Annotated in this window: 18 protein-coding genes; 12 read left to right on the top strand and 6 right to left on the bottom strand. The window is 55.0% G+C overall.

The features are described 5' to 3' along the window. From HDF08_RS21370 to HDF08_RS21360, 3 genes are all read left to right on the top strand, one after another. The coding region (locus HDF08_RS21370; protein WP_179640735.1) for a hypothetical protein at nt 1-358 on the top strand (358 nt) is incomplete at its 5' end. Between the two features lie 16 nt (nt 359-374). Next, nucleotides 375-911 carry a hypothetical protein gene (locus HDF08_RS21365; protein WP_179640734.1) on the top strand — a complete coding sequence of 179 codons (537 nt, stop codon included), beginning with the start codon at nt 375-377 and terminating at the stop codon, nt 909-911. Nucleotides 912-1,206: 295 nt separating this feature from the next. After that, the gene (locus HDF08_RS21360) at nt 1,207-1,806 is read left to right on the top strand and encodes a hypothetical protein (protein WP_179640733.1); all 600 of its coding nucleotides are present in this window, start codon (nt 1,207-1,209) and stop codon (nt 1,804-1,806) included. Nucleotides 1,807-1,867: 61 nt separating this feature from the next. Here the strand turns inward: HDF08_RS21360 and HDF08_RS21355 are convergent, their stop codons facing one another. Both HDF08_RS21355 and HDF08_RS21350 read right to left on the bottom strand, forming a co-directional pair. Then, nucleotides 1,868-2,308, bottom strand: coding sequence for a nuclear transport factor 2 family protein (locus tag HDF08_RS21355; RefSeq protein ID WP_179640732.1), 441 nt, complete (start codon nt 2,306-2,308; stop codon nt 1,868-1,870). A 1,328-nt stretch (nt 2,309-3,636) separates the two neighbouring features. Beyond that, the gene (locus tag HDF08_RS21350) at nt 3,637-4,941 is read right to left on the bottom strand and encodes an alpha/beta fold hydrolase (RefSeq protein WP_179640731.1); all 1,305 of its coding nucleotides are present in this window, start codon (nt 4,939-4,941) and stop codon (nt 3,637-3,639) included. Nucleotides 4,942-5,064: 123 nt separating this feature from the next. Here HDF08_RS21350 and HDF08_RS21345 point away from each other — a divergent pair, with 123 nt between their 5' ends. Further along, entirely contained in the window at nt 5,065-6,009 is a 945-nt protein-coding gene (locus tag HDF08_RS21345) for a helix-turn-helix domain-containing protein (RefSeq protein ID WP_179640730.1), read from the top strand. A gap of 583 nt (nt 6,010-6,592) precedes the next feature. Next, nucleotides 6,593-7,546, top strand: coding sequence for a tyrosine-type recombinase/integrase (locus tag HDF08_RS21340; RefSeq protein ID WP_179640729.1), 954 nt, complete (start codon nt 6,593-6,595; stop codon nt 7,544-7,546). A gap of 106 nt (nt 7,547-7,652) precedes the next feature. Here the strand turns inward: HDF08_RS21340 and HDF08_RS21335 are convergent, their stop codons facing one another. After that, nucleotides 7,653-8,384: a HEAT repeat domain-containing protein gene (locus tag HDF08_RS21335; RefSeq protein WP_179640728.1), complete on the bottom strand. Its 732-nt coding sequence runs from the start codon at nt 8,382-8,384 to the stop codon at nt 7,653-7,655. A 565-nt stretch (nt 8,385-8,949) separates the two neighbouring features. On the opposite strand from HDF08_RS21335, the gene HDF08_RS21330 reads away from it, so the two are divergent. From HDF08_RS21330 to HDF08_RS21310, 5 genes are all read left to right on the top strand, one after another. Then, entirely contained in the window at nt 8,950-9,639 is a 690-nt protein-coding gene (locus tag HDF08_RS21330) for a ParA family protein (protein WP_218884938.1), read from the top strand. A gap of 3 nt (nt 9,640-9,642) precedes the next feature. After that, nucleotides 9,643-9,873 carry a hypothetical protein gene (locus HDF08_RS21325; protein ID WP_179640719.1) on the top strand — a complete coding sequence of 77 codons (231 nt, stop codon included), beginning with the start codon at nt 9,643-9,645 and terminating at the stop codon, nt 9,871-9,873. A 181-nt stretch (nt 9,874-10,054) separates the two neighbouring features. Beyond that, a complete protein-coding gene (locus HDF08_RS21320) occupies nt 10,055-10,876 on the top strand; it encodes a replication protein RepA (RefSeq protein ID WP_257031339.1) in 822 nt (273 codons plus the stop codon). A 343-nt stretch (nt 10,877-11,219) separates the two neighbouring features. Continuing rightward, on the top strand, nt 11,220-11,501 hold the full coding sequence (locus HDF08_RS21315; protein ID WP_218884936.1) for a BrnT family toxin: 282 nt from the start codon (nt 11,220-11,222) through the stop codon (nt 11,499-11,501). Then, nucleotides 11,488-11,793: a hypothetical protein gene (locus tag HDF08_RS21310; RefSeq protein ID WP_179640725.1), complete on the top strand. Its 306-nt coding sequence runs from the start codon at nt 11,488-11,490 to the stop codon at nt 11,791-11,793. Before HDF08_RS21315 ends, HDF08_RS21310 begins: the two co-directional genes overlap by 14 nt. A gap of 120 nt (nt 11,794-11,913) precedes the next feature. On the opposite strand, the gene HDF08_RS21305 is transcribed toward HDF08_RS21310, so the two are convergent. Beyond that, on the bottom strand, nt 11,914-12,690 hold the full coding sequence (locus HDF08_RS21305) for a hypothetical protein (RefSeq protein ID WP_179640724.1): 777 nt from the start codon (nt 12,688-12,690) through the stop codon (nt 11,914-11,916). 133 nt (nt 12,691-12,823) lie between these two features. Between HDF08_RS21305 and HDF08_RS21300 the strand changes: the two genes are divergently transcribed. Further along, on the top strand, nt 12,824-13,090 hold the full coding sequence (locus tag HDF08_RS21300) for a hypothetical protein (RefSeq protein ID WP_179640723.1): 267 nt from the start codon (nt 12,824-12,826) through the stop codon (nt 13,088-13,090). Here HDF08_RS21300 and HDF08_RS21295 read toward each other — a convergent pair. Together HDF08_RS21295 and HDF08_RS21290 are read right to left on the bottom strand one after the other, a co-directional pair. Continuing rightward, nucleotides 13,026-13,580, bottom strand: coding sequence for a MarR family winged helix-turn-helix transcriptional regulator (locus HDF08_RS21295; protein WP_179640722.1), 555 nt, complete (start codon nt 13,578-13,580; stop codon nt 13,026-13,028). The two genes, HDF08_RS21300 and HDF08_RS21295, sit on opposite strands and share 65 nt — an antisense overlap. 7 nt (nt 13,581-13,587) lie before the next feature. Then, complete coding sequence (locus tag HDF08_RS21290) at nt 13,588-13,953, bottom strand: hypothetical protein (RefSeq protein ID WP_179640721.1); 366 nt, start codon at nt 13,951-13,953, stop codon at nt 13,588-13,590. A 230-nt stretch (nt 13,954-14,183) separates the two neighbouring features. Between HDF08_RS21290 and HDF08_RS21285 the strand changes: the two genes are divergently transcribed. Further along, the coding region (locus HDF08_RS21285) for a MobA/MobL family protein (RefSeq protein ID WP_179640720.1) at nt 14,184-15,123 on the top strand (940 nt) is incomplete at its 3' end.

Below are 15,123 nucleotides of genomic sequence, written 5' to 3'. Positions count from 1 at the left end.
AGAGCGGACGACTGAATTCGCGCGAAACGTGGTGGATCGGGTCGAGTCGTTTTTCGGGGCGGGCAAGCAGGAGAATCTGCCTTTCACCGCATCCCTCAAGGAGCAGGAACAGGCCCGATCTCCGTCGCCTCCATCTGAGGAACAGTTGGAGAAGAGTCTGGCCGGGTTGGATCAGAGGATCGCCATGCGGGAGTCGTTCGATGCGCAGCTTGCCGGTCTCGATAAACGCATGGAGGCCGAGGCCAGGGCGCTTCAGGAAAAGGAACTCAGCCGGAGCCAGGAGATCTCGCCTGCGCGCCCTGAGAAAGAAATTGAAATTGAGCATGAGCATAGCCGTGGGTTTGGAATCGGGCGGTAGGGAGAGATGAGGCAATATGGCGGACGATGAAGCGATCGCGCTCTACGGCATGGTCAAGAAGATGGCGCAGGCTATGGCCGCCCGCGAGGCAGCGCTCGACGCGAAGACCGCCGCGCTTGCCGCCGCCGTCGCGGAGCTGAGGCAACTCCCAGGAACTCTAAGCCAGCAGACCGGCCAATACATCGAAGCGGGAATACGCGCTTCGATCAGGGGCGACTTCAAGGGGCCTATCGAGGATGCCCTTAGAGTGCCGATCGGGGAGTTGCAGTATGCGACCACTCAGGCCCGCGATGCCATGAGAGAGGTACGGAGTCAGTCGAAGATGCAGAGTTGGACTGCGGTCGCCATCATGGTCCTCATGGGGATCATCCTCGGCGTGTTCAGTTGCTACTACTTCTTCGTCCGGGACCTCAACCAGGTCAACGACAGGCTCGATATCATCCAGCAGCAGATCGCCCTGCCGGCACAAGCACCCGATGCGAAGCCGGCGACCATTCCCTCAACTAAAGCCCATCATGGCAGCCATGCCGCGGCAGCGCCCAGCGCACCGTAACCCTCTTCGAAGGAAAGCAGGCTATGGATTTGACGTTCGCAAAGAGCGCGAACTTGGAACGAGCAAGGGCGCTCGTCCCACAAACCCACAGCCTCGACGGCGGGAGAAATTGAAGCTGTCGACAACACCGACTTTCAGGGAACGCTCTCTGTGTAAAGATGAGGCAATCCGCGATTAGGGAGGATTTATGGGGATAAGAAAGGCTGTGGTGGGAGTGGTGTGCTTTGGTCTGTGCATGAACGGATGGGCACAGGCTCAGAGAGAAAAAACGGACGTAGAAGAGACACGCGTTAAGATGACCGCGCTACGTGATGCGTTTGTGCAATCGGTGAAGGATGCTGGATTTACTTGCTCGATTGCGGTGCCTCCGGTAATGGTTGAGGACGTGCCTTCATTTGGCAGCTACGATCCCGAGACAAATACGCTTCGAACGTCAGCATGGAGTTTGCTGAAACCGGAAGAGAGCCAGATGTTCTACCACTTCATGGGGCCCAATGCGACGGAGGAGATCGCACGGAAAGAGTTTGAAGACGGCGTCCATCACTGGGTGATTGTGCATGAGCTGGGACACTGGTTCCAGGCTTGCCGTGGAATTACGGAGAAGACTGCAAAGCCGTATGCAATAGAGTTTGGCGCGGACCGCATCGCAGCCGCGTACTGGAACGAACATGACCCGGGTGTGATCGCGCATCAGCGACCGGTGTTCGAGGCGATCCTGCACAACTTCCCGAACCCTGTGCCAGAGGGCGCGAGCGTAGAGCCATTTTTCAACGACCACTACCAGGAGCTTGGACCGACGCCGGGATATCTGTGGTTTCAGTCGCGGATGTGTTTAACGGCATTCGAAGAGAAGCCGAAGCCGAGCCTCAAGCGGGTGCTCGCAGAGACAAGATAGCCATTCTGCGGACCGGATTTCCAAAGCAAGAGATCCCTTTCAAGGAAGTGCGTTCTCAGGTTTATGGCGTTGCGATGTATGTGGCTTGCCGTGCGATCAGCATCCAAGCCCCTTCCGGATTTCGCTGCCATACATCTGTGTAGCGGCGGATCTTCGGTCTGCCCGCATCTGGACCGACTGCTTCCGTCAGCTCCTCATGTCCCATCAGGATGACCAAGCCGTCGAATACTGAGCTTGATTCGACAATGTCTTTGAATGCGCTGTATCTAATACTGCCTTTGCTGAGAAGCTGGAGGACAGTGCTGCGATCCATGATGGTGTTTCCTGGACTGTTCACCTTCATCTGCGGCGACCAGATCTTTTCGAGTGCGGCAGTATCTTTTGCGCGCATGGCCGGTCCGATTCCGGCCCGGACCGACATCACTTCGCTAACAGGATCAACTTGCGCGACGAGTGGCGATAAAGAAAACGTGAGCATAACGAAGGTTATGAGTGATCGCATGTATGGCTCCTAGATATGGTCATCGTTCCATTGCCTGTATAGCTGGGCAAGAGTCTCTCGCCGCACTCGTTCCAACCGCGTTTTCGGCTGCTCCGCTAGCCCCTCGGATCCGGCAGAGTGCTGAGCTTCTATTTCGCACTGCTGCAAAGCCCTTTAGACTTCCAATCGGTCACCACAGTGGTTGCTGGTTTGGCAGACGAGTGAAGAACCAGGATGATGCCCCGACGAGTCTCGGAGCCGGAGGCGACCAATTCCATCGGGACACCCTCTGGGACAATCACATCTGTTCCTTTACGCCCTATCTGCTTACCCTCTGGTGTTTCCAGGCAAGACTCGCCGGATTCCGTGTAGAACGCCTCTGGGCCAGAATGGACATGTGTGCGGCTCACTGAGCCAGGTTCAAGAATCCCCTCCATGTACTGGGCTGTGTAAACCTCATCCGGCTTAACGGGCAGAGGTCCGATCTGGGTGATCCGAGAGCCCTGCGATGGAGACGCTGGTTTCTCCCCTACTGTGAAGAGCCAGGTCTTGCCGAGAGCCTCGACTACGGCGCTGTTGACTGTGCTGGCTCTTTCCGCGCTCTCACGGGTGGGATAGGCATCGAGTGTCCAAAACACTTCCGTGGGAAGCTTACTAAGGGGCCTGTTCGCGACGATCCAGCATCCCTCCGCCTGGGTTCTCTCAGCTGCGGGTTTGCAGCTTATAAGCTTCTGTTGCTGTCCGGAAGCCGTGAACCCCATCATGCCAGGCAACTGAAATAGCACCACACAAGAAAGGCCTATCGCTGAGAACACGCGGTTGCGGATTGCCATGTATGCCACCTCGCCAGAGACAAACAAAATGCTGTTTGGCCAAGTGTAAACACTTATAACAATTGGAGATAGCTTTTGTACGCGAGGTAAAGACGCTGTCGAGCCGAATCGCCTCAAGACGTATGGCTTGGAAGCGGCCATCCCGATCCTTGGTTTATGAATCCAAAAAGCCATGACGCTTTGACAGTCGCCGGTCACTTTTGCGTTTTGCGCGTACCGTAATTCTTAATGTGGCGATGGAGCAGGTTGAGCATTGGCACCCAGAGGGCGAGGGCCGCCAGAAGGCCAACTGCAATAAGGTAGGGAAATCAGTTCGTCGGACACTTTACGTCTCCTATGTAGTTCGAATTAGCAAGCTTGACGGGAAAGAGTCTCTCTCGATCTCCTGAATGGAGCGTTCGCAGACCCACACGTCGTGCCGGGAGAACAGAATAGTGCAGGTTTCCTTCGCTGGCTGCCAGCTTCAGTTGCGTCGACTCTGGTTGCAAATTTCAAAGCAGTTGGTTTCCGTGATCCTCATGGCTTGATCAAAGGGCGTGGGTCCTTGTCACTCTCATACGCAGGAAACGGTGGCTGCTGATCGAGAAGAAACGATCGAATCAATACGGTCAACTTATCTGGTTGTGAGAAATTGATGTAATGACCCGCGTCCGCAAAGTAAAACTCATGCAAGCCGAAAATAGACTTCTTGTATTCCACTTGCTGCGACCAGGGCACAAAGTCGCATTGGCTTTCTAGCGCGATAGCGGGAACGTGCAGCTTGCCGAGCTGTGCTCGAATATCCATCTCAGGCTTATCGTTTAGTTCCCGCTGGGCGACAAGAAGGGGGTATAAGTTCATCCCTGCAAAGTACGCAGGCGACAAGTCGGCGGGTAACTTACTGCGTTCTCCCTTACAAACCGTGGCTACAAATTCAACGGGTGAAGTTGCGGTTTGCCAGTCGCCCGACTCTTGCTGCGGCAAGAGGTTTTCGGCCGCATTCCAGTTTGCATGCGATAAAACAATAGCCGCCAATACACGCAGTGGTGGCAGACCCTCCTTTGTTTGGGCGTCCGTTCGCTGCAAGCCCATTGGGGCAGACGCCCAATTCCATATCCCACCTGGCGAATGAAAGATCAGCTTTGCTACATGGTCGGGATGCGCTGCGGCATAGTGTGCAACGAGTGTCCCTCCCCAGGAATGTCCGATCAAAATGAGCCGCTCGCTGCCAATCTGCTGACGGATCGCCTCCATGTCAGCAACGAAACGCTCCACAGTATAGTCCGCTGCCGGCAGTCGATCCGATAAGCCGGAACCAGCCTGATCGAAGAGATAGACCCTGAAACCGTCTTGCGCGAACTGCCTGTAAAAAGCATGGTCTGTATCGAACGCGCGCGCACCCGGCCCCCCATGTACGAATAGGATCGGATCCGCCTTGAGCGGCACACCTGCGGGTGGCTCATAGACGCTGTAAGCAATGCGTGAGCCTGTCGGAAGATTCCAGTACAGCGTATTGGCGCGGGCCACCGGAACCGCACGCGGATAGTGCATCGGTCGCAACACGGCGAGGTAAAGACCCAGAACAAACAGAGGCGTCAACGCTGCGCTTGTAAGAACTGCGCTTCGGTTCAAGAATGTCCTGCTGAGCTTCCCCAAAAGCTCAGCTGTCAGAAGAACGCCAAGGAAGAACACCAGCAACGCCACCACGACCAGGAGCCCAATACGCGGCACTATCCTGGCCGTTTGATAAGCCACCACCAGACTCACCATTACCGAGACTGCCAGGCCTAGCAGGAAGAGTACAGCTGTGAGAATGCGTTTCGCGATGCGGGGAAGTGTCATGGCATACCTTTGTGCTGTCTTCGATTGCCAGTGTAAGCAGCAACCGGGAGTCTCGCGGAAACAAATGCTTGGGGACTCTCAGAATTCTGCTATTTTCTTCTCATGTCTTTCCCCGGCCCCGAAATGAGCGGGCCCGCCACACTGAGCCGCGTTCCGCCGTGGTTCCGGCACACGATCTCGCGGCGCGCCGAGTGGAGCTTTTGCACTCTGGAGCAGTCGTGCTTCGGCCCCATGCATGACCCGACGCCGGCAGTGCCGTTCCATCACTTCGGCGTGCGGCTTGATCGAACTCCGCTGAAGATGGGCTGGGTGATGGATGGACGGCAGAGCAACACCGGGCTGTCAGCGGGCCAGGTGTCGATCATCCCTGCCGGAGCGAGCGCGAAGGCATGGTGGGACCGGCCAGTCGATTTCGCTTGCCTCTACTTCACGCCGGCATCGCTCGCCGCAGCGGCTGGGGGCAACGTGGCCAACGCCGCAGACTTCGAGATACGGCCCGCCATCGGCGTACTGTCTCCTACAATCGTCAACCTCATCCAGTCCATCCATGCGGATGCGGTCGCCGGCCATCCTTATGGGAAGCTGGTGGGAGAGTCGATTTTCATCAGCATGGCTTCCTTACTGGCGAACGACGGGCGGATCGTGCAGGACCGTAAGTATCGCGCGGGCGTCGGCGACAAGAGGGTGCGCCGCGCGCTCGAATACATCCACTCCCATCTGTGCGAACAGATGGATTTGCTTTCGATCGCACAAGCTTCAGAGACCAGTCCGTTCCATCTCTGCCGTTCCTTCCGAAATGCGGTTGGTAATTCGATCTGGCAATATGTTGCGCGCGAACGTGTTCGCGTAGCGGGTGGATTGATGAAGGATGCAGCACTCAGCCTGACCCAGATTGCCACGATGGCGGGTTTTGAAAGCTACTCGTCGTTCGCTGCCACATTTAAGGCGAGCCGCGGTCTTTCGCCTTCGCGTTTTCGCGAGTCGGCTGCGGTCGACTGGAAAATCGCCAGTCCGAGTAGTTTCCGAGAAGATGCTAGGTCGCCTGAAGTCGTTTTAGACTCGCGCTAAATCGCCGATGCGCTCATCGCAGTGGTGGTAATCTTTTCACGCATGATAATGTCCTTTATCATGCGTATTGGGGAGCGGGAATGACGGACCATCAAATAGCGATTTGGACGCTGGGGCTCACGGCCGTGGCCGTTATAGGAACTTGGCTGTCAGTCCCTCAATTCCAACCAGCCTGGTTCAAACGTAGACGCAATCAAATTGAGATCACCAGTCCCAGGCCAGGAGAGATACTGCGAGATTCAAAACGCCTGGCACCCGGCCTTTGCTTCCGCGTCACGGGCCGTTTAGGAATCTTGCCCGGCAATCATCGGATCTGGCTGCTCGTTCAGCCAATGGGCAGCAAGAGTTTTTGGCCACAAGGCTTCGAACAGGTCACATATGACCCGGTTACAGGTGAGTGGTCCGGATTCATCTTTGAGCCATCCGGCCACGCCAAGATAGCGGTCTTCGCCGTTGTAGCTCCCCGCTCAGCCCAGGCGTTTTTTGAGTACTACCAGAAGCACGGTGGCACCACGGGGTGGGATCCACTCCATGAAATCCCGGCCGAATGTATCAACCGCTGGGAGGTGGAGGCACAAACACCATGACCGAGATCATGCTGATCAGTAGTAGTTCCCTCCCCTCTCTTTTTACTGTGAGGCCGGAGACTCGCGCTCGAATGCGGGACTTCTTCAGCTCGCATATCCGCAATCCCAACACCCGCCGTGCCTACATGGAGGCGGTCCGGCAGTTCTCCGCCTTTTGCGCCGAATACGGCATCGTGGATCTCGCCCAGGTGGAACCGGTTCATGTGGCAGCGTTTGTCGAGCTACAGTTGAAGACTCAATCCAAGCCGACGGTGAAGTTGCGGCTAGCTGCCCTGCGGATGCTGTTCGATTGGATGGTGGTTGGCCAGGTCATTCCGGTAAATCCCGCCCACGCGGTCCGCGGGCCAAAGCACTCGCAACGCCGGGGCAAGACGCCTGTCCTCAATGTAGACGAAGCACGAGCCCTAATAGACGCAATCGATATCACTTCCCTTCCCGGGCTTAGGGATCGTGCCTTAATTGGTCTGATGGTTTACACGTTTGCCCGGGTGGGAGCTGCGGTTTCCATGAAAGTTGAAGACTTCTTTGTCCAGGGGCGACGCGGCTGGGTGAGGCTTCACGAAAAGGGGGGCAAGGAGCACGAGATGCCGACGCACCACAATCTTGACCATTATCTCGAGGAATACATCGAGGCGGCCGGCATCGCAGAGGATCGAAAAGGTCCACTCTTTCGCACTACGCGCGGCCGATCCGGCGAGCTGACCGGCAATTCCCTGCTCCAGTCCGATGTCTGGAGGATGATCCGTCGCCGGGCGCTCCTGGCCGGCATCAAGACGGAGATCAGCTGTCACACTTTCCGCGCCACAGGTATCACAGCCTACCTCAAGAACGGCGGAAAGCTGGAGATCGCGCAACAGATGGCAGCCCATGAATCAGCACGGACCACCGGGCTTTATGATCGGCGAAATGATGAGATCTCGCTCGATGAAGTTGAGCGCATCGGAATTTAGTCTTATCGAAGTACAAAGCGCGGAAACGGTGATTCTCATACGATCCACAAAGCTACCTGGTCAGCCGAGCTAAAAATTATCTTGTGCTCGTAAAAGCCACCCACTGTTAGTTATTTCTTAAGACCGCCAAATCCTGTTGAAGACTAGATCGCACAACCGGGTCAGTTTCACGCATGCTTGCATCACGAATAACGGTAGCCGACGACTTCGACCCAACTTGCGCCAATACGTGGCTCGCTGAAATTCGTACAGCTGGTGATTTGTCATTCAACATGCCTTGAGCAATAGCGACTATCCGGTCAATAGTTTTCTGCGAAGCTCCGCTGTATATAGTGGGGAGAAAAGGCAGCAGGTCTAGGCGTTGATAAGATTCTGTTGCGCGGTCAATGAGAGTTAAAATACCGTTTTCACATCTGCCGTCCTGTCCCATCATATGAAGATGGCTGGCAGCATCAGTTATAGCCTTAGGGGGTAGCGATAAGTCATTGCAGATCGCTACCAATTGCTTGCGACCGACCTCATCGCCTAAGCTCCATAATGCTGAAGAGAAATCGATTCGCGTTTGAAGGTTCTTCTCTATCACTAGCGCGACTTCGATCTTCTGTGCTGCCTCTGAATCGTGATCCTCGGCGAGTTTATACGCCGCGAGCGCCCTTACTTGCGGATCTGCGTTGCGGAGAGCGCCGCCTAGTTCTGACGGAGATGTACCAACTCCACGAGAGCGCAAAGAATCGGCGAACGAGATCCCTTGATCATTTGATGTTAACTGTATAGCTTGAGCGATCGGCGGCCGATGCCCTGCTACTAAGATACCGATGAAAATTAAAGCATTGATCATACTCAGTTCCGTCTGCCATCCAGAGGACTGGCGTTACGGTCAGTTCAGATGTTTCCAGAACGTTTTTTATATGAAGAACTGACTCGAAATTGCCGTCGATGTGCCAATAACTGCCACCGACATCGCGGCTGGCCATTGGTGGGTCTAACGTAGGAATTTCGTCTGGGTTTGCGGTCTTATCTTGGGCTCGCGAAAAATTGAATACATTCAAAACAAGGAAAACGACGAAAAGTGAACGACGTCCCACAAGCCTCATAAGGTAGCCTCAGCTGGCAGATCTACTTACCTTTTCCAGCGAAGTATAGGCATGAACACTTCTCTGCGTCAATAAATAATCTAGGATGCACTGCTAAATATCACGATCGACGAATACCAATGAAGACTTGATCCGTTAGGAAAGAAAGAACGATTTCGTTCTATAAAGTTTGCGGCGGCTTTCTAGAGCAATAAGTTTTCGTGACCCTAAACGTACGATTTTGGTGTGGAAACGCCAAACAGCGCCCGCACTCTTTTAGCAGAGAGGTATCTTGGCAGATTCACTTAGAACGAAATCGTTATTGAAAGAATGCACGAAGGCTTTTTTTCGTTCTATCGTTACGTCATGGCTCTAATCATTGGGATGGTTTCGCAAAAAGGAGGGGTCGGCAAAAGCACCCTCTCCCGACTCGTTGCTCGCGAGTATGCGCTCGCTGGTTGGACCGTCAAAATCGCTGACCTCGACGTTTCTCAAGGCACGAGCTTTAACTGGCAGTCTCGACGGTTACAAGCCGGTATCGAACCCGTGGTTCCGGTTGAGCGTTTTGGAACCGTCGAACAGGCGTTAAAGATTGGCAGCCATTACGACCTGCTGATTCTGGACGGCCCGCCACACTCCACGGCAGGTACTCTAAAGATTGCCACTGCGTCGTTACTCACTATCCTTCCTACCGGTCTCTCGCTGGACGATTTGGAACCGTCTGTCTTGCTCGCTCATGAGCTGCGAAAAAGAGAAATTACGGCTCCTAAAATCGCCTTCGCTCTTTCTCGGGTTGGCGACAGTGAATCCGAGATTGCGGAAGCACGAGACTACATTACTCAGGCCGGATATCGCGTGTTGGCCGGAAGTTTACCGGAAAAGACCGCTTACCGCCGAGCTTCGGACGAGGGCCGGTCGCTTACCGAGACCCGGTTTCCCTCGCTCAACCGGCGAAGTGACGAGTTAGCGCAGGGAATCGTTGACCTCATCACGACAATGCAGAAGGGAAAGGCAGCTTAGGACATGGCAAACGTACCCCCACCCGTCAAAAAATCTCGTAAGGGTCCACCACCAGCTGTCGACCTAACGATTGGTAACCTCGAGAAATCCGAACCCGGATCGCTCAAACCACTCAATTTCAAAGTTCCGGCGGACTTTCATCGCGAGTTCAAGGTCTATGCGTCGCAGCAGGGAATCAGCATGCTAGACCTGTTGCAGGAGGGATTCAAGATGTTGCGCGAGCGCCGTGGTTAAAGAACGAAATAACGAAAAAATGAAAACAGTAAAACAGATGTCACAATATATGGCTGGTTTGCCGATCTGTGGATATTGCTTGGGCAGGCGATGGTAGCTAATGACTGATACGCATCTCAACAAGCTGCTCGACGCAGCCGTGGAGATCCGACAGAACCCTGACGCAGTGGAACGAGCGTACATGGCGCGTCAGCTTGTGCAGTGCACCTTACCCCACAGTGATCCCGGAGACGTTCCCCTCTGGAAGCGAACAAACGGCAACCTTACCCTAGTCATTGATCCCTTCAAGGATCGGAAGACTGGCAAAGCGCTCTACCCTTACGGGACCATCCCGAGGTTGCTACTCTTCTGGATCGTCACGGAGGCCACCCAGAATAAAAGTCGTCATATCAGGCTGGGGAATAGCCTCGATGCCTTCATTCGAGCGGTGGGACTTAGCCCAAGGACTGGGGGAGGGAAGCGAAGCGATGCAAAACGGCTAACATCTCAGATCGAGCGTCTTGTTCGTGCCTCAATTAGCTTTGAAAGTGAACTGGAGACTCATCGGGCTTGGGTCGATATGAAGATTGCCTCCCGTGCCGAGTTTTGGTTCGACCCTGCTCGTACCAACCAAGACAACCTGTGGGATAGCTGGATAAAGCTCGGCGAGGAGTTTTACGAAGCAATTACTGCGGCACCTGTACCAGTCGACGTCAGAGCCCTCCGAGCCCTCAAGCGATCTCCTCTGGCACTCGACCTTTACGCCTGGTTGACCTATACGACGTTTACAGCCTCTCGAAAAGGGAAGAGTAGAACCGTTCCCTGGGAGGGTCTCCATGCGCAGATGGGAGCCGAATACAGTGAAGTGCGGGACTTCAAAAAGAAGGTTATCGTCACTTTGAGGAAAGTGCAGCTCGCCTATCCAGCGATGAAAGTCGAAAGCACAAAGGCCGGCCTCATAATCCATCCTTCCAGGACTGCTATTCCTCCCACAAAGTTCAAGCCGCTCCAAAGTCTTCAATAGGATGTTAGGAATGTAAATATCCACAGAACACCTGTGAAATGAGGCTGTTTTGCACGGTGAAACGGTCCCGCTGTTTTTCTTATCTCCGACTTTTCTACGGTGAAACGGTCCCACAACTACGGTGAAACGGTCCCGAAATTTGGTTGCTTAATGGAAGCCTGTAGTTAAAGCATGTAGTTTTCTATATTCCTGTAGTCGATGATGCCTAACTTGTGAATTTCCAAAGCGGCAACGACCAAACCCGCCAGCCTAAAAGCTCACCTGAATGGAATATCTGATTTTGAGAAAGTAGTAGTCAGCCCACGAGCAGTGTATATACACTAGCTATATGGACGTGTACTCGATGCTGGACGGGCAAGGCTTTGTCTGGGATAGCGACAAAGCTTCCCGCAATGCCTCACAGCATGGCGTTAGTTTCGAGCAGGCCCGAGAGGCTTTCCTTGACCCTCTGGCTCGCTACGAGGACGCCAGCCCTCAGGAAGAGGCACGACAGGCATGCATCGGCCTGACGATCGAGTACCGGCTGCTCTATGTCGTCCATGTAATCCGAGAAGGTGATGTGCTCCGCCTCATCTCCGCACGTCTTGCGGAACCGGCGGAAAGGAGACGCTATGAAAATGACTGAACGGATTAAGCGCAACATGCAGCCCGACAAACCCATGACCCTGATCTCTCTCCGGCTGCCCGATCACGTCATCGAGGATCTCAAAGAGGTCGCTCCCTCACTAGGCTTTGGAGGGTACCAGGCCCTTATCCGCGCCTACATCTCGAATGGGCTTCGCAAGCACCTGGCCGAGAGGGAAGCGCAACGGGCTAAGGACAGCACCGTCGAGGAGTTCAGCCGCAGGCTCATGGCCCATGGTGTTCCTGAGCAGGCCATTCAGGAAGCGGTCGCTGAAATGAGAGCTGGAAGGTAGACCCGTCGCCGGAGCTGTGCGGAAAGTGGGAAACGCTTTTGGGCGTTTTCCAAGGCGGCTTTTTGCCGTCTTTTCCATGGCTCGGTGCGCTAGCGGACGATCTGGCATGCACGGAGACACTTATTGGTGTGGAGGTGAGATGTCCGAACCTGTAGGCGAAAGGGACATTCGGCAATCGCCTGGAAAGGAATGCTCAGGTAGAAAAGGAGCAACAAAAGAAGGCCCGACGGACGCTCGGAAAGGGCTTTGACACCCGGCGAGGCGACCAAAGCCATAGAGCCCGACCTGCCAATGGGAAGCGGGATCATCGATGCATCCCGTCGAACTGGATTCTGGTTCTACGATCCACATAGAAGCTTCCGGTGCCTCAGCCACTCGCGCAACGACTTTCTCGAACGTGGCATGAGAAAGGTCTATAGCAGGGATATTGAGATCCATTGCAGGGCCGGCCCAGCCATACCCTTGGACGCGGCAACCGGTTGCGACACGAATGGAATAAGCCAAAAGCGGATGCAGAGAAGAGATGGCACTTCCTTTGAAGGTGAAATGCCCTAACGGCAGATCGAGCACACGGTTTCTCACCTTTGCGCCGGCAATGATCAGCAAAGCCCCTTCGTTCCGGATGGTGTACAGGCCCTGTTTTCCAATGATTCGACGGATTAAGGCACCAACAGTCGAATGGCTGTCCGTCACAAAAACCGGCATTTGCATAAATTGTAAGCGGTCGATTTCAACTAGCAAAGTGGTGTTGGTGAGCGCTCCGAGTTTAGCGAGCGCGGCGAGTCTGGATGCTCCTTCCACCTGAAAATGATCTACCGGACGTTCACTCGGTTCCACCTGCTGACACCAGGCAGCCGGATTCACAAAAAGGATCGCAAGCCAGAGTGGGCTTTTCATGTGTACTTAGACACCAATAAGCCATTCTTTGCCGCTACACCAGTCCTGTTCCTGATTGCTGTAGGCTTTTTACGATGAAACTCGATCTCCCTTCGTGTTACTATTCATTCGTAGTACGAAAGGATAAGCCAACATGAGCGAACCCAAGATGTACTCCGTTGAAGAAGCCATCAAAGCCCAGAAAGCTCTCCGTTCGGCCGCCGGGCTTGGACCGGAACAGTTTCCCATCCAGGCTTTCGTCGGCATGATCAGCGATGAGATCGAGTCGTTGCGCAAGCGCGGCAAGACCGATGACGACATCGCAGAAATGATTCAGCAAAACAGCACTATCGAGATCACCCCGCAACAGATCGCCGAGAACTACGCTTCGCCTGAGGAGCGGCATCAGCATGGGGAGTAGTCAGCTCCTGCAAATTGTCTCCGTTCTGCAGCGGACTAAGATCTACCATCCGCTCCAGACCGGTTAGTAGACCTTGTCTTTCGGTTCCAGACATCGCCGTAAACAGTTCGGCCATGAAGCGATGGAACTCACCAGAAGCGGTGTTCTTGAGACGCGTTCCTTCTTTTGTGTTCAGGATGTCCACCTTACGGGCATCCTTATCGCTTTTTCGCCGCAGGACCAAGCCTCGATCTTCCAGCGAATCGACAGTAATCTTCAGCGAGGCAGGGCTAAGGTTTAGCTTTCGCGCAAGTTGCGTAAGGGTTAACCCTTCGTCCGGAATGACGTTCAAGATCATGAACTGAGTCGCGCTCAACCCAGCACGATGAAAACGGTTAAAGTTGGCAGCCTGCACCACCTGGCGGACGTGCATCCAGGCAGCCAGAAATCGGCCAGTCTCTTCTTCGAGAGCTAATACAGCTTTACTGGTATTTACCTGTTTCTGGGTCACTGTTCGGCTAATCCTGTTCCGCATCATTGGCCGGCTTCTTGACTTTAAGGGTGAGTCCATACTGAGCGGCCGTGAGCCGTTCGGGAGAATCGGCATAGAAGTCTTCCAAAAGGCCCTTGAACTTGGCAGCAGAGGTTTCAGAAGTCTGGCACTGGTGAATGATCGCCACGCCAAGCACGATCTTGGCGTGATTCTCTCGTTTCTTCTGATTACGAATGGTCTCCGCACGGATGCGACGTTCGTTGGCCTTTAGGCCCGCGATCTTATCCGCCGTGGCTTTGCGTAAGGCGGCGATCTCAGCAGCAGCCGCTTCTTTGATGGCTTTTTTCTGTGCTTCGAGCTCTTCAATGGTTCTGGGCTTGGCGGGAGGCATGATTCAGCATACAATTTAGGGCAAGCCGTAGCAAGAGCATGTAAACAACAAATGCGCGATACCTAGTTTGCTACGCAAACTACACGCGGTCTCAGCGAGCTGAGACAAGAATAAGCAACAGCAACGACAACAACAACGGCAAGAACCGCTACAAGAGCAACCGCAACAGCAAAAGCAACCGCAACCGCCGCGACAACGACAACCGCAGCAACAACCGCAAAGGCCGCAACATGGCGATCGTGCACGTCTCCTTCAAGTCGTCGAGCAAGGCACCGCCAGCGGCGGCGCACGCTCAGTACATCGCCCGCGAAGGCCAGTACCAGCAGCGCGGCGGCGTCGAGTTGGTCGAGTCCGGCAATATGCCGGAGTTCGCCCAGGCTGATCCTCATGCGTTCTGGGTAGCCGCCGACGCTCACGAGCGCGCCAATGGCCGCACGTATACGGAGCTGCAGATCGCTTTGCCGCGTGAGCTGAATCCGACGCAGCGCGAGGAGCTGGCGCGGGAGGCTACGCGTGAGCTGCTGGGCGACAGGTTCGCGTACACGATGGCCGTCCATACTCCACTCGCCAAAGACAATATCGAGCAGCCGCACATGCACCTGATGTTCTCCGAGCGGGCCGTCGATGCGTCGACGCGCGGGCTGGCCGAGGATCGTTTCTTTAAGCGCAATGGAGCGAAGAAAGACCCTGCGTGGAATGACCGGAACAAGCCCGATGAGGTTCGGGAGAAGTGGGTCGAGATGATGAACGGCGCGATGCAGAAGGCTGGCATCGAGCTTCGCGTCGATGCCCGTTCCTGGGCCGAACAGGGCCGCGAGGATCTCGCCGCGCTGGTGGAAGAGAAGACGCTGCGTGGGGATGGGCCGGAAGCACTGGAACGGCTTGCCCACATCGCCGAGCAGAGGCAGATGCGGGCGGAGTTGCCCGCGCCGCATCTTGACCAGGCGGCTGCTGTGCAGGATTTGGAGAAGCGGGCCGAGCAGGAGGTCGTGCGGATCGAGCAGCGGCGCGATGCCGAGGTCAGCATTCTCGACAAGCTGATCGAGAAGGCGCGGGAGTTGGCCGTCGAGGTCAAAGAGCGGACGACTGAATTCGCGCGAAACGTGGTGGATCGGGTCGAGTCGTTTTTCGGGGCGGGCAAGCAGGAGAATCTGCCTTTCACCGCATCCC

Source organism: Tunturiibacter empetritectus (assembly GCF_013410875.1).
Classification (GTDB): Bacteria; Acidobacteriota; Terriglobia; order Terriglobales; family Acidobacteriaceae; genus Edaphobacter; species Edaphobacter empetritectus.
The sequence above is the reverse complement of the archived record's forward strand: the minus strand, read 5'-3'. Positions and strand labels throughout refer to the sequence as shown.